This is a genomic window from Nonomuraea sp. NPDC048882, from assembly GCF_040649755.1.
In the GTDB taxonomy this organism is placed as follows: domain Bacteria; phylum Actinomycetota; class Actinomycetes; order Streptosporangiales; family Streptosporangiaceae; genus Nonomuraea; species Nonomuraea maheshkhaliensis.
Genome location: NZ_JBEZGB010000005.1, coordinates 49,707 through 62,921, shown reverse-complemented (window position 1 = coordinate 62,921; position 13,215 = coordinate 49,707). Strand labels below are relative to the sequence as shown.

The 13,215-nt window shown below is 70.4% G+C and carries 15 protein-coding genes; 11 read left to right on the top strand and 4 right to left on the bottom strand.

Translation table 11 applies throughout. The features are described from left to right. The first annotated feature begins 86 nt into the window (after window positions 1-86). The 6 genes from AB0C27_RS18865 (at window position 87) to AB0C27_RS18840 (ending at window position 4,776) form a co-directional block, all read left to right on the top strand. Window positions 87-482, top strand: a complete 396-nt coding sequence (locus tag AB0C27_RS18865; protein WP_357845469.1) for a RidA family protein — start codon at window positions 87-89, stop codon at window positions 480-482. Between the two features lie 56 nt (window positions 483-538). Then, on the top strand, window positions 539-1,015 hold the full coding sequence (locus tag AB0C27_RS18860) for a DUF488 domain-containing protein (protein ID WP_357846631.1): 477 nt from the start codon (window positions 539-541) through the stop codon (window positions 1,013-1,015). Window positions 1,016-1,113: 98 nt separating this feature from the next. Beyond that, on the top strand, window positions 1,114-1,932 hold the full coding sequence (locus AB0C27_RS18855; protein WP_357845466.1) for a methyltransferase domain-containing protein: 819 nt from the start codon (window positions 1,114-1,116) through the stop codon (window positions 1,930-1,932). A gap of 48 nt (window positions 1,933-1,980) precedes the next feature. Beyond that, window positions 1,981-2,580: a hypothetical protein gene (locus AB0C27_RS18850; RefSeq protein ID WP_357846628.1), complete on the top strand. Its 600-nt coding sequence runs from the start codon at window positions 1,981-1,983 to the stop codon at window positions 2,578-2,580. Between the two features lie 48 nt (window positions 2,581-2,628). Continuing rightward, complete coding sequence (locus tag AB0C27_RS18845; protein ID WP_357845463.1) at window positions 2,629-3,306, top strand: hypothetical protein; 678 nt, start codon at window positions 2,629-2,631, stop codon at window positions 3,304-3,306. Between the two features lie 240 nt (window positions 3,307-3,546). Continuing rightward, window positions 3,547-4,776, top strand: coding sequence for a family 16 glycosylhydrolase (locus AB0C27_RS18840; RefSeq protein ID WP_357845460.1), 1,230 nt, complete (start codon window positions 3,547-3,549; stop codon window positions 4,774-4,776). 155 nt (window positions 4,777-4,931) lie between these two features. On the opposite strand, the gene AB0C27_RS18835 is transcribed toward AB0C27_RS18840, so the two are convergent. Beyond that, window positions 4,932-5,684, bottom strand: a complete 753-nt coding sequence (locus AB0C27_RS18835; protein ID WP_357845457.1) for a class I SAM-dependent methyltransferase — start codon at window positions 5,682-5,684, stop codon at window positions 4,932-4,934. Between the two features lie 75 nt (window positions 5,685-5,759). On the opposite strand from AB0C27_RS18835, the gene AB0C27_RS18830 reads away from it, so the two are divergent. Beyond that, on the top strand, window positions 5,760-6,329 hold the full coding sequence (locus tag AB0C27_RS18830) for a CGNR zinc finger domain-containing protein (RefSeq protein WP_357845454.1): 570 nt from the start codon (window positions 5,760-5,762) through the stop codon (window positions 6,327-6,329). Window positions 6,330-6,369: 40 nt separating this feature from the next. Here the strand turns inward: AB0C27_RS18830 and AB0C27_RS18825 are convergent, their stop codons facing one another. The 3 genes from AB0C27_RS18825 to AB0C27_RS18815 form a co-directional block, all read right to left on the bottom strand. After that, complete coding sequence (locus tag AB0C27_RS18825; RefSeq protein ID WP_357845451.1) at window positions 6,370-7,314, bottom strand: D-2-hydroxyacid dehydrogenase family protein; 945 nt, start codon at window positions 7,312-7,314, stop codon at window positions 6,370-6,372. Window positions 7,315-7,534: 220 nt separating this feature from the next. Further along, window positions 7,535-7,900 carry a ClpX C4-type zinc finger protein gene (locus AB0C27_RS18820; protein WP_357845448.1) on the bottom strand — a complete coding sequence of 122 codons (366 nt, stop codon included), beginning with the start codon at window positions 7,898-7,900 and terminating at the stop codon, window positions 7,535-7,537. 18 nt (window positions 7,901-7,918) lie between these two features. Continuing rightward, a complete protein-coding gene (locus AB0C27_RS18815; protein WP_357845445.1) occupies window positions 7,919-8,236 on the bottom strand; it encodes a hypothetical protein in 318 nt (105 codons plus the stop codon). Window positions 8,237-8,603: 367 nt separating this feature from the next. On the opposite strand from AB0C27_RS18815, the gene AB0C27_RS18810 reads away from it, so the two are divergent. The 4 genes from AB0C27_RS18810 (at window position 8,604) to AB0C27_RS18795 (ending at window position 13,049) form a co-directional block, all read left to right on the top strand. Next, window positions 8,604-10,418 carry a glycosyltransferase family 2 protein gene (locus AB0C27_RS18810; protein ID WP_357845443.1) on the top strand — a complete coding sequence of 605 codons (1,815 nt, stop codon included), beginning with the start codon at window positions 8,604-8,606 and terminating at the stop codon, window positions 10,416-10,418. A 118-nt stretch (window positions 10,419-10,536) separates the two neighbouring features. After that, window positions 10,537-11,559 (top strand): energy-coupling factor ABC transporter permease, encoded by a 1,023-nt coding sequence (locus tag AB0C27_RS18805; protein WP_357845440.1) that lies wholly within the window; start codon window positions 10,537-10,539, stop codon window positions 11,557-11,559. Between the two features lie 3 nt (window positions 11,560-11,562). Then, window positions 11,563-12,318, top strand: coding sequence for a cobalt ECF transporter T component CbiQ (cbiQ, locus tag AB0C27_RS18800; protein WP_357845438.1), 756 nt, complete (start codon window positions 11,563-11,565; stop codon window positions 12,316-12,318). Continuing rightward, on the top strand, window positions 12,300-13,049 hold the full coding sequence (locus AB0C27_RS18795) for an ABC transporter ATP-binding protein (RefSeq protein WP_357845436.1): 750 nt from the start codon (window positions 12,300-12,302) through the stop codon (window positions 13,047-13,049). The genes cbiQ and AB0C27_RS18795 overlap by 19 nt, the downstream gene beginning before the upstream one ends. The last annotated feature ends 166 nt before the right edge of the window (window positions 13,050-13,215 follow it).

The window sequence follows — 13,215 nt, the reverse complement described above, 5'->3', positions numbered from 1 at the left end:
ACACGACAAAGGATGTCGTGATTCTCCGGGAGGCTGATCAACGCGGGCCGGAGACGTACCGGACCCATGATCGAATGGAGCAGCTGATGGAGCGGACAGCGGTCAACCCGTGGGCGTGGTCGACGGAGCTGGGGTACAACCAGGGGGAGCTCGTCTCGGGGCATACCCGGACGTTGTACTGCGCCGGGCAGACCGCGATGAGCGGCGACGGCAAGCCCGAGCACGCCGGCGACATGGCGGCGCAGCTGGCGCTGAGTCTCGACAACCTGGAGGCCGTGCTGGGGGAGGCGGGCATGTCGCTCGCGAACCTGGTCCGGCTCAAGGTCTACGCCACCGACGTCGACCGGCTCATCCAGCACTACGGCGTGCTGGTGGCGCGGCTGGGGGCCGCCGGGGTGGCGCCGGCCACCACGATGCTCGGGGTGAGGCGGCTGGCGGTCCCCGACCTGATGGTGGAACTTGAGGGCACCGCCGTCGCCTGACGCGCTCTTGCGGCGGCGTTAATGATGACAAGGTAGGTGATGCGACGGTGCTCAGGATGGTGACGATCGGCGTATACGGCTTCGCCGTCGAGTCCTTCCTCGAACGACTGCGGCACGCGGACGTGCGGCTGCTGCTCGACGTACGGCAGCGGCGGGGCGTTCGCGGGCCCGAGTACGCCTGGGCGAACGCGCGCCGGCTGCAGTCGGCCCTGGCCGAGGCGCGGATCGCGTACGAACACCATCCCGAGCTGGCCCCGACCACCGAGTTACGCCGGCTCCAGTACGCCGAGGACGACCGCCAAGGGGTCGGCAAGCGTTCGCGCCGCGAGCTGGCCGTCGCGTACACCCGCCGCTACACCGCGGAGATCCTCGACCGCGCCGACCTCACGCCGATCGTGGCGGCGCCGCCGGGCGGCGGGAGCGCGGCGCTGCTCTGTGTCGAACGCGACCCCGAGGCGTGCCACCGCTCGCTGATCGCCCAGCGGCTGGTCGAACGGCACCACGTCACGATGGAGCACCTGCTGCCGTTGTAACAGGGTTGCATGGGTAGTGACAGAGAGTTCGGTGTCGATGGCAAACCGCTGTCGACGTCGTACGACGTGCTCGTCCAGCGAAACTCGGGGGGAGTCGCATGGGACGACGTGAATACTTCACGGAATACCAGCAGGCCGAGGAGGAGCGGCTGCTGGCGCAGGGCGAGGTGTTCGATCCGCTGACCCGGCGGGTGTTCGCCGCGGCGGGGCTGGCCCGGGGGATGCGGGTGCTCGATCTCGGCAGCGGAGTGGGGAACGTGTCGCGCCTCGCCGCCGAGTTCGTCGGGCCGGAGGGCAGTGTCGTCGGCGTCGACCGTGATCCGGACGCGGTGCGCCGCGCGGCCCGGCTGGCCGCGGCCCGCGGGCAGGGCACCGTCGAGTTCCGCGTGGGCGACATCGAGGCGCTGACCGGCCTCGACGGCGAGTTCGACGCGGTGGTCGGGCGCCTGGTGCTCATGTACCTCGCCGACCCGGCGGGCGCGCTGCGGAACGCGGCGTCGCTGTTGCGCCCAGGCGGCCTGATCTGCATGCACGAAGCCGACCTGACCTACATGTGGTCGACCGTGGACGGGCCCACGTGGCGGCAGCTCAGATCCTGGATCGTCGGCGTGTTGCAGGGCATCGGCGCCGACCCGCGGATGGGCCCGTCGCTGTTCGCCACGTTCCGCGCCGCCGGGCTGCCGGACCCGGAGATGCGCATGGAGGCGGCGGTCGGCGGGGGCGAGCACGCACCGGCCTTCGGCTGGGCCAACATCGCACGCGTCGCCCTGCCCCTGATGGAACGCGCCGGCATCGCCACCGCGGCCGAGGTCGACCCGGACACCCTGACCGAACGCCTCCTCACCGAGGTCCACGCCGAGCATGGGGTGGTGGTCGGGCCGTGCCTGTACGGCGCCTGGGCGAGGACGCCGGGATGACGTACGGGCCCTCCCCGGCGGATCGGTGAGGGCATGTTCAATGGCGTGATGGAAAAGAGCGGCGGTTACGGGCGGGTCGTCTTCTTGAACGGGACGTCGAGTGCGGGTAAGACCTCGCTGGCTCAGGCGATTCTGGAGGAGAGTGACACCCCGTTCGTCTATTGGGGCATCGACACCCTGTTTCAGCTCGTGCCGCCCAAGTGGGGTGGTGCGCTGGACGGGCCGCTCAGCCGGGTGGGGTTCTGGTACGACCGCACCGGCACGGACGAGGACGGCACGCCGTTCGTGGTCGTGCGTCATGGGCCGGTCGGGCGGCGGATACTGGAATCGGGGTGTGTCGCGGCCGCCGCCTTCGCCCGTGGAGGTGACGACGTGGTCATCGACGAGATGTTGCTGACCCCCGACCTGCTGCCGGTGTGGAGGAAGGCGTTGGACGGGCTGGACGTGCTGTGGGTCGGCGTGATGTGCCCGCTGGCGGTGGTCGAGGAGCGGGAGGCGACCCGGCCGCGCGGGGTGAAGGGGCTCGGACGGGGGCACCTGCGTACGGTGCACGGTCACGGCGCCCGCTATGACATGACGGTCGACACCAGTACGGGGACCCCGGCTGAGCTGGCCAGGGCGGTGTTGCGGCGGCATCGGGGGCGATAGTGATCGTTTTCCGGCGCCGGAGGGCGTGAGCGCGAGACAATCGCTGTCGTGGCTTGGGAATGGGTGGCACCCGTCATCGTGGGCGGGGCCGGTGCGGTCGGCGTGTTCTTCACCTGGTTCGCGGGTGCGCAGGGGCGGGCGCACGCGGAGCGGATGGTCGGTGCGGCCAAGGACGAGGAGGCGCGGGTCTGGCGGCTCAAGGAGCGGCGGGACGCGTACCTGGAGGTCCTGAAGGTCGTCGAGCTGGAGCTGCGGCGTCAGCGATACGCGCGGGACGGCGAGGATCGGAAGCTGGCCGAGTTGGAGCAGACCTGGCCCGAGAAGCAGCGCGCCCGGATGGGCGTCGAGGCGGTCGTCGGGGTGCAGGTCTTCGGCAGCGCCGGCCTGCGCGAGCTGGCTGAGAGCTGGCGGGTGGCGGCGGAGAACGGCGACTACGCGACCATGGTCATTCTGGGCGAGCAGTTGCGGGGGCAGGTGCGGCGGGAGCTGGGGCCGCGGGAGGGCGACGGGACGGTGTTCGGTTCCGTCCCGGTGGAGGCCGAGGTGACGGGTGCACGACCGGTGGAGGTCGGGGCGGTCAGGGCTCGCCCGGTCGCCGGTGCCGGTGAGGTCGCCGAAGTTCCGCCGGTGGACGCCAAACCGGCCGAGCCGTCCCAGTCGGCCGAGGCTTCCGAATTTGAGAAGGTGAAAGCCGGCGCGGGGGCTTCCGCCGAGAAGCAGGGCTGAGCCGGAGGGGCAGAGGCCGACGGAGCAGGGCTGAGCCGGTGGGTCGAAGCCAGAGCACCAGGATCGAGCTGACGGGTCGAAGCTAGAGGCGCCAGGGCTGAATCGGCGGGGCGGCAACCAGGGCAGCAGGATCGGAGAAATGCCCGCGAAATTCGAGAGAGCGCTCTCTTGACAGCACCACTCGACGTGCCGCAAGGTTTCCGTAAACTCACACCCGTGGATCCGATGAGGTAACCCCCCATGGCACGCACCCCCCGTTCCAGAACGTTGTTAGCCATCGGCGCCGCTCTCGCCGCGGTCGTCGCGCTGGTCGCGCCCATGACCGGCACCGCCAGCGCCGCACCCGCCCCCGGCCCCCTGGTCTGGTCCGACGAGTTCGACGGAGCCGCCGGCAGCGCGGTCGACCAGTCGAAGTGGCGCTTCGACACCGGCGGTGGCGGCTGGGGCAACAACGAGCACCAGTACTACACCGACACCACCCGCAACGCCGCCAAAGACGGCAACGGCAACCTGGTGATCACCGCCCGCCGTGAGAACCCGGCCAATTTCCAGTGCTGGTACGGCACCTGTCAGTACACCTCCGCCCGCCTGCTCACCCGTGACACCTTCACCCGCGCGTACGGTCGGTTCGAGGCGCGCATGAAGCTGCCGCGCGGGCAGGGCATCTGGCCGGCCTTCTGGATGCTGGGCGGCCCGACCTGGCCCGACAACGGCGAGATCGACATCATGGAGAACATCGGCCGCGAGCCGAACACCGTCCACGGCACCATTCACGGCCCCGGCTACAGCGGGGGCGGCGGCATCGGCGCCGGCTACACGATCGGCACCCCGTTCGCCGACGCCTTCCACACGTTCGCCGTCGACTGGTCGCCCAACCTGATCATCTGGTACGTGGACGGCAACGAGTACCAGCGCCGCACCCCGGCCGACCTGGGCGGCAACCGCTGGGTCTTCGACCACTCGTTCTTCATGATCATGAACCTGGCCGTCGGCGGCAACTGGCCCGGCTACCCCGACGGCAGCACCACGTTCCCGCAGACCCTGACCGTCGACTACGTCCGCGTCTACGCCCCGCCCACCGCCGGCGGCGGAGGCCGGATCAGCGGGTACGGCGGCAAGTGCGTGGACGTCGCCGGCGCCGCCACCGCCAACGGCACCCCCATCCAGCTCTGGGACTGCAACGACAGCGGCGCGCAGAGCTGGTCCTGGAACTCCGACGGCTCCGTGCGGGCCCTGGGCAAGTGCATGGACGTGACCGCCGCCGGCACCGCCAACGGCACCCCCATCCAGCTGTACGACTGCAACGGCACCGGCGCGCAACGCTGGACCTTCAACTCCGGCACCGGCCAGATCGTCAACCCGCAGTCCGGCAGATGCCTCGACGCGACCGGGCCGAGCTCGGCCAACGGCACCCGGCTGCAGATCTGGGACTGCGCGGGCAGCGACAACCAGCGGTGGGCTCGCTCCTGACACCCCCACTGTGATCGCCGATGGGCTCCGTGCGGACGGAACGGGGCCCATCGGTCATGGAGAAGGCCGTGTCCAATCTCCGAGAGAGCGCGTTCTCAGCCCTGCTCCCCATGCCGAAGGCGTGAAGAGCCCGAATGCGCCCTCCAGGACGACCGTCAGCGCACGCCGCACAGCAGCCGGTTGTTTCCCCGCTGCCACAGCGTGCCGATCTCCGCGAACCCCGCCTCCCGCAGCGCCCCCACGTGGTGCGACAGCAGGTGGGACTCGGAGCCGTGGTGGTCGGCCCCGGCCGTGGTGCGCTCGCGGCTGAGGTCGGCGAAGGCCGGGTCGGCCTCGACCGCGTCCCACCAGGTCCGCCAGTCCTCCGGCCGATCGGCGCCGAACTGCCGCTCGGCCTGACGCTCGTGCACCGCGTGCTCCAGCCGTGAGAGCACAGGGGTGATCTCCTCGGTGTCCATGTGGTCGCCGTTGAGCAGCAGCCCGCCGGGCCGCAGTACCGTCGCGAGCTCTGCGTACACGGCCTTGAGGTCCTGCTCGGAGATCCAGTGCAGCGCCGTCGTGCTCACCGCCGCGTCCACCGGCCGTTCCAGCCCCAGGCACCCCGTCCATCCGCCGGTACGCAGGTCGGCGGAGACGAACCTCAGGTACGGGTACGCGGCCCGCCCGAGCCCGAGCAGCAGCGGATCGGCGTCCACGCAGACGACCTCGGCCCCGGGCAGTCGCTCGACCAGCCTGGCCGCCAGCGATCCTGGGCCGCAGCCGAGGTCGAGCACCAGCGGGTCGGGCCTGCCCAGCGCCTCCACGGCGTCGATCAGGGCGGTGAAGCGCTCTTCGCGGTCGGGCAGGTAGCCCTCCTGCTGGCGGTCCCAGCGCGCCATCCACTCGACTGCGGCATCGTGAGTGAGCACGAGAACGTCTCCTTGTAACTGTCGTCTAAGCTTTGGGCAGTTACAAAGCTACGACACGAAGGTGTAACCGGTCAATTGGATTACAACAGTCACACGGATACGGTGGTCCGGGTCGCGGTGGCGCTCGTCAACGCGCTGACCCCGGGCGAGCGACGCGGGCGGCCCTTCCCCGAGCCGGCCGACACCGGCGTCGCGGCTACCGCCGGCCTGCGTACCGTCTATCCCGAATACCGCGAGCTCGGCGCGGAGGACGGCGACGAGCTGGCCGCGGTCGCCGCCCGGCTGCGCGCCGTCTTCACCGCGGTCGCGAACGACGATGTCGACAGTGCGGCCAGGCAGGTGAACGCGTTGCTGGAGGAGTTCCACGCCAGGCCGAGGCTCGACCGGCACGACGGCGAGCCGTGGCACCTGCACTTCCACGGCAGCGGCGGCACCAGGGCGGGCGAGTGGGCGGCCAGTTGCGCCACGGGTCTGGCGATCGTGCTGGGCAGCGAGTTCGGCGACCGGCTCGGCGTCTGCACGGCGCCCCACTGCGACCGCGTCTACGTGGACGTCTCACGCAACGGCACCCGCCGCTTCTGCTCCACCGCCTGCCAGAACCGGGTGAAGACGGCCGCGTTCAGGGCCAGGACGAAGACAGGGTGAAGACGGCCGTCTTCCGCGCCAGGACCAAAACCGGCTGAGGTCAGGTGAGCAGCCGGATCGGGGTGCCGGCGACGAAGGCGTCGATGTCCTCGACGGCCTCGCGGAAGTACGTCGTGTAGTTCGCCTCCGTCACATAGCCCAGATGCGGCGTGGCCAGCACGTTCGGCAGCCGGCGGAACTCGTGCCCGTCCGGCAGCGGCTCCACCTCGAACACGTCCAGCCCGGCACCGGCGATCCGCCCCTCCCGCAGTGCGGACGCCAGCGCGTCCTGATCGACGATGGCCGCCCGCGAGGTGTTGACCAGGTAGGCCGCCGGCTTCATCAGCGCCAGCTCCCGCGCCCCGACCAGCCCCCGCGTCCGGTCGCCGAGCACGAGGTGGATGGAGACGACGTCGGCGGCGGACAGCACCGCGTCGAGGCCGGGGGCCAGGCGGGCGCCGGCCGACTCGGCCCGTTCCCGGGTCAGGTTCTGGCTCCAGGCCACGACGTCCATGCCGAAAGCCCGCCCGACCGCCGCCACGCGGGACCCGATCCGGCCCAGGCCGAGCAGCCCGAGCGTGCGGCCGTGCAGGTCGGCGCCGAGCGTGCTCTGCCACGGGCCGCCGGAGCGCAGGGCGCCGGCCTCGGTCGGCAGGTGGCGGGTCAGGCCGTGGATCAGCGCCCAGGTCAGCTCGACCGTCGGCGTCGCGCTGCCGCCCGTGCCGCAGACCGTGACGCCGTGCTCGCGCGCGGCCGCCAGGTCGATGGCGGCGTTGCGCATGCCGGAGGTGATGAGCAGGCGCAGGTTGGGCAGCCGGGCGAACAGCCCGGCGGTGAACGGCGTGCGCTCGCGCATGGCGACCACGATCTCGCAGTCGTGGATGGCGGCGACGAGGTCGTCCTCGCCGGCGAAGTGCTCGCGCAGGCTTCTGGCCCGCACCCGGGACCAGTCGGCGAGTCCGAGTGCCACATCCTGGTAGTCGTCGAGCACGGCGCAGCGCAGCATGAGCCGCAATCTACCGGCCGGCCCCCTGCTCCAGCTCCCCGGGGCAGGCCCGGGGAGCTGGAGCCCGTTCATTCGGCGGCCAGCCGTTCCGCCTCCTCGTGCAGCGCCAGGATCAGGACCAGCTCCAGGTGGAGCCGGTCGAGCTCGGGCGCCGCGAGACCTTCCAGGACGCGCATGTGGGGCCTCCCTGAAGAGGAGACGCCTCACATGTCACAAAGGTTCACGCCTCGCTCCTGAACCGCTCCCACGCCGACTGCCGCGTCATGTTCAGCGATGCTCCTATGCGCTCCCAGCTGACATCACGGGTGCGAAGGTGCGCCACCCAGTCGCGCAGATTGTCGTCCACCTGTGCTTGCACGGTGGCGATTTTCGGTAGATGTTCGAGAATTTGCTCTTCTGTCATGCTCTCCCAGGCCGGAAGGCGCGGCGAGGTCGATTCGGCGAGCCGTTCCTGTTCCAAGATTTCGCTACACAGGCCGACGCACTGGTCACAAATATGCACACCAGGCCCAGCGATGAGTTTGTTCACATCCGCGCTGTTCTTGTGACAGAACGAGCAGTGGAGGTTGTCCTTCCAGTCAGGCATGCCCTGACGCTAGCCTCGTCAGGCCACTCCTGACAAGCCTGAGATCCGGCCGCGGTCCATCTGGCCCTCGATGATCTCCTGCCGCTCCTCGGTGATCCGTTGCAGGATCCGCATGTACGCGTCCAGCACCTGGGCGTACTTCGCCCGTGCCAGCTCAAACTGCTCCCGCAGCAGGACGACCCGTTCGAGGTCGCCGTCCCGTCTGGCCTCCTCCAGCAGGGCGCGAGCCTCGTCCACGATCTCTTCGGACCTGGCTCTCGTACGGCGTAGCAGTGCGGCGCACTCGCACAACTCCGTCAGACGCGCCGACGCGATGATCAGCTCAGCGCTTCGCACGGCCGGACCGTCGGCCGTTTCCTCACGGAGATCGGATCCCATTTCACGCCACCTCCTGGTCAAGGTTGCCTAACTGTAGACGCGCAACCCGGCCCTGCGGATCACCGGCGGCTCGCAGTAGGAACTGAACGCTCCCAGCGGTTGTGTTTCTTCTCCCAGGTAGAAAATCATCACCCCTGAAACTCGTTCGGTGCGGCAAGTCTCAACTATTTGTCAGCCGATGGCTCCGCTTATCTGCAGAATGCCGTGTTTTGCCGGTGTGGGGAAAAGCCTCCGGAGGAAGACGTCCGATCTGCCCGCACGGGCTCGGCGTTGGTCACATACTGAAACGGACCGACAGCGCAACGTGACTCTGGAGTGGTGGGCGATGGCGGCGACAGGGAGCGAGGGCGACGCGGTGGACGTCAGTGTCGTCATCCCCGTACACAACTGCCGGGCCTATCTCGACCGGTGTCTCACGTCCGCGCTCGTCCAGCGGGTGCGCAAGGAGATCGTCGTCGTCGACGACGGCTCCACCGACGGCAGCGGCGAGCTGCTCGACCTCTACGCCGAATATCACCCCGAGAGCGTCAGGGTGATCCACATCGAGGCCAGCGGCGGCGCGGGCCGGCCGCGCAACGTCGGGATCGAGCACGCGACCGGCCGGTACGTCTTCTTCTGCGACGCCGACGACCACCTCGGCCCCGAGGCGCTGGAACGGATGGTCGCCGCCGCCGACGGCAACGGCACCGACATCGTGCTGGGCAAGATCGTGGGCCACGGCAGGCGGGCGCCGGCGTCGATGTTCCAGCAGGGCGCGGAGCGGGTGGGACTCGGCGACAGCAACGTCTACAACAGCCTGAGCTGCTTCAAGCTGTTCCGGCGCGAGCTGCTCGAACGCCACCGCATCAGGTTCGGCGAGGGCATGCTGGTCGGGGAGGACCTCCTGTTCACCGCCCACGCCTACTGCCACGCCGAGGCGGTCTCCGTGGTGGCCGACTACGACTGCTACCACCTCGTGTCCAGGTCCGACGGCAGCAGCATCATGCAGCAGCCGGGCAGCAGGGACCCGCTGGCCTGGCTGGCCATGATCAGGGGCCCGATCGAGGTCATGGCCCGGCACGTCGAGCCGGGCCCACTGCGCGACCACCTGCTCCGCAGGCACTTCAGGCTCGACGTGTTCACCCAGCTCGGCACCGTGTTCCTGGAGAGCGACGACGTACGGCGCAAGGACATCGCGCGCGAGGTCGCGGCCCTGTGCGACGACTGGTACACCCCCGGCGTGCACGAACGGCTCAACACCATCGACCGGCAGCGGGCGGGCGCGCTCGACGACATCGACCGCCTGGTGCGCCTGGCCCGCATCGAGAGCGCCACCGTGCGCAGGAGGCTGACCGGGCTGCGCTGGGACGGCGACTGCCTGGTGGTGACGGGCGCGGCCAGGCTCGACGGCATCACCAGGGACGACGGCCTGTCGGTGGTGCTGCGCGCCCGCCACGATCCGGACGTCGAACTGGTGCTGCCGGCTGAGCGCAAGGGCGGCGAGTTCACCGCGCGGGTGGACGTGGCCGCGCTCGCATCCGGCATCTGGGACCTGCGGGTGGCGGTGGAGATCGAGGGCGTGATCCGGCTCGGCCGGCTCGGCGCCGACCGTGACAGCGACATCGCCCGCCCTCAGCCCCGCCTGATCGGCGGCGTGGTGGCCGTGCCCTACTTCACCAGGGACAACGGCAACCTGAGCATCGACATGGGCGGGCATGCGGTCGCGGTGCCTGGCCTGGCCAGACTGATCAGGGCCCGGTGGGCGCTGGGGCACCGGCTGATCGTGGACGGCGAGATCACCGTGGTCGGCACCGCGCCGGCGGCCTCGGCGATCAGGCGGATCGTCTGGCGCGAGCGGCGCACCGGGCGCGAGCGCACCGACGCGGTGGTGGCCCTGCCCGGAGGCGGCTTCGCGGCCAGGCCCGCCGTGGGCCGGCTCGCCCCCGGCACCTGGGACGCCTACCTCGAACTCGACCTGGGCGGGCCGCCCGCGCGCTTCAGGATCGAGACCGACGCCGAGACGGTCGCGGCGCCGCGCCGGTGGTGGGGAGCGCCGCTGCTGAGGAGCGTGCGGCCGTACGCGACGTCGGGCAAGGGGCGCTTCAGCGCCGTGGTGCGCCGGCTCACGGCCGAGATGCTGATCAGAAGAATCATCAGGTAGCGAGGGCCGATCAGAGGAATCTTCCGCTATTGCCCATTATGTGCAGGTGCAAGATGATGTCGTAAAGTGAGGCCGTTTGGTCTGTCCGCTTTGGATCCGTCCTCTTCAGGAGGGTGCCGTGCACGTTCCCGATGGCTTCTTCAACGCAGCGACGTCCGTGTCGGCCGGGGCCGTGGCGGCGGCGGGGGTCGCGGTCTGCCTGCGCGGCGCCCGGCGCGAGCTCGACGACAGGACCGCGCCCATGGCCGGCCTCGTGGCCGCGTTCATCTTCGCCGTGCAGATGCTCAACTTCCCCGTCGCCGCCGGCACCAGCGGACACCTCCTCGGAGGCGCGCTGGCCGCGATACTCGTGGGGCCGTACACAGGGGTGCTGTGCATGGCCGTGGTCCTGCTGGTGCAGGGCGTGTTCTTCGCCGACGGCGGGCTGACCGCGCTGGGCGTCAACATCACGATCATGGGCATCGTCACCGTGCTGGTCGGCTGGGGCGTCTTCCGGCTGGTCGCCGGCCTGGCCAGGGGGGCCAGGGGAAAGGTCGTGATCGCGGCGTTCCTGGCCGCGCTGATCTCGGTGCCGGCCTCCGCCCTCGTCTTCACGCTGCTGTTCTGGCTCGGCGGCACCGCGCCGATCGAGGTCGGCGCGGTCGCCGCCGCGATGGGCGGCGTGCACCTGCTGATCGGCATCGGCGAGGCGCTGATCACGGCCGCGACCGTCGGCGCCGTGCTGGCCGTGCGGCCCGACCTCGTGTACGGCGCCCGCGGCTTGGCCAGGCCCCTGGTCCTGCGCGGCGCGGGCGGCGAGAGCACGACCGTGGGCGGGCCCGAGCCGGTCGCCGCGGGCCGGTCGCTCAAGCCGTTCCTGCTCGGGGGCGTCGGCGTGACGCTGGTGCTGGCCGGGCTGGTGTCCTTCTTCGCCTCCTCCTCGCCCGACGGACTGGAGGCGGTGGCCCAGAACGAGGGCTTCATGGAGCGGGAGAGCGGCCACCTGTTCGGCGAGTGGGCGCTGGCCGACTACGGTGACGTGGGCGGGATCCCCGTCGGCGTGGCCGGCGTCATCGGCGTCGGGCTCGTGCTGCTCATCGCCGGCGCCGTGGCCTACGCCGCGCGGAGACGTAGCGAGATCCCCGACGAGACCAAGGCGTGACACGTGGGCGCGGGCCATCATCACCAGCTCTACCTGCCGGGCGACTCGGTCGTGCACCGGCTGCCGCCGCAGTGCAAGCTGCTCGCGGTCTTCGCCTTCGCCCTGGTGGTGGTGGCCACGCCGCGCGAGAGCCTCTGGGCCTTCGCGGTCTACGCCGTCCTGCTCGCGGGCGTCGCGACGGTGGCCAGGGTGCCGCTGCCGTACGTGCTGCGGCGGATGGTGATCGAGGTGCCCTTCGTGCTGTTCGCCTTCTTCATCCCGGTCATCGGGCTGGGAGAGCGGACCACGGTGCTGGGCCTGTCGCTGAGCGTGCCCGGTCTCTGGGCGGCCTGGAACATCCTGGCCAAGGCCACCCTCGGCGTGGTCGCCTCCATCCTGCTGGCGGCCACCACGGAGCCGCGGACGATTCTGCTGGGGGCCCAGCGGCTGCGGCTGCCGGGCCTGCTGGTGCAGATCGCCATGTTCATGCTCAGGTACATGGACGTGATCCTCGACGAGATGCGGCGGATGCGGGTGGCCAGGGAGTCGCGCGGGTTCGTGGCGCGTGACCTGCGGCACATCCCGGTGCTCGCCAGGTCCGCGGGGGCGCTGTTCATCCGTTCGTACGAGCGGGGCGAGCGGGTGCACCTGGCGATGCTGAGCCGCGGCTACGACGGCCAGATGCCGATAATTCATGAAATGTCGGCGTCTGTGCGCCAATGGGGGACCGCGCTCGCCCTGCCCGCGGTCGCCCTGGCAACATGGGGACTGACGTGGTGAACTCTCTCGAAGTCCGGCAACTCGCCTACGCCTACCCCGACGGCACGCAGGCGCTGTTCGGCGTGGATCTGTCGATCGCCAGGGGCGAACGCGTCGCCCTGCTCGGCCCCAACGGCGCCGGCAAGACCACGCTCGTCATGCACCTCAACGGCATTCTGACCGCCGGGCACGGGAGTGTGGCCGTGGCGGGCACCCCCGTGCGCAAGGACACGCTGAAGGAGATCAGGCAGCGCGTCGGCCTGGTCTTCCAGGATCCCGACGACCAGTTGTTCATGCCCACCGTGCGCGACGACGTGGCCTTCGGCCCGGCCAACGCGGGCCTGCGCGGCGAGGAGCTCGACCGGGTGGTCAAGGACGCGCTGGAGCGGGTGGGCATGCTGGAGGCCGCCGACCGGCCGCCGCACCACCTGTCCTTCGGCCAGCGCCGCCGGGTCGCGGTGGCCACGGTGCTGGCCATGGCGCCCGAGATCCTGGTGCTCGACGAGCCGTCGTCCAACCTCGACCCGGCCGCGCGCAGGGAGCTGGCCGAGATCCTGCGCTCCCTGGACGTGACGGTGCTCATGGTGACGCACGATCTGCCGTACGCGCTGGAGTTGTGCGAGCGCTCGCTCATCCTGTCCGGCGGCGTGATCGCCGCCGACGGGCCCACGCGCGAGTTGCTGTCCGACCCGGACCTGCTGGCCGCGCATCGCCTGGAGCTCCCGTACGGGTTCGCCATCCCCGCACCGTGAGCTCCAGGAATGTGAGCCCCAGGTTGCCGCAAGCCTCCGAGATGGGTAGAAACTCGGGAGCATGGCTCTTGACGGGGCTTTTGGTACGCGATTAGGCCCGCCTTGTCCTCCTGCATCCGACTTTTCGTAGTTTGTGCATGCCCGCTATCCGGGGATGTCGAAGTAC

Coding starts and splice junctions, on each gene's coding strand:
- AB0C27_RS18865 (WP_357845469.1), top strand. CDS start 87: ATGGAGCGGACAGCGGTCAACCCGTGGGCGTGGTCGACGGAGCTGGGG.
- AB0C27_RS18860 (WP_357846631.1), top strand. CDS start 539: ATGGTGACGATCGGCGTATACGGCTTCGCCGTCGAGTCCTTCCTCGAA.
- AB0C27_RS18855 (WP_357845466.1), top strand. CDS start 1,114: ATGGGACGACGTGAATACTTCACGGAATACCAGCAGGCCGAGGAGGAG.
- AB0C27_RS18850 (WP_357846628.1), top strand. CDS start 1,981: ATGGAAAAGAGCGGCGGTTACGGGCGGGTCGTCTTCTTGAACGGGACG.
- AB0C27_RS18840 (WP_357845460.1), top strand. CDS start 3,547: ATGGCACGCACCCCCCGTTCCAGAACGTTGTTAGCCATCGGCGCCGCT.
- AB0C27_RS18825 (WP_357845451.1), bottom strand. CDS start 7,314: ATGCTGCGCTGCGCCGTGCTCGACGACTACCAGGATGTGGCACTCGGA.
- AB0C27_RS18820 (WP_357845448.1), bottom strand. CDS start 7,900: ATGCCTGACTGGAAGGACAACCTCCACTGCTCGTTCTGTCACAAGAAC.
- AB0C27_RS18810 (WP_357845443.1), top strand. CDS start 8,604: ATGGCGGCGACAGGGAGCGAGGGCGACGCGGTGGACGTCAGTGTCGTC.
- AB0C27_RS18795 (WP_357845436.1), top strand. CDS start 12,300: ATGGGGACTGACGTGGTGAACTCTCTCGAAGTCCGGCAACTCGCCTAC.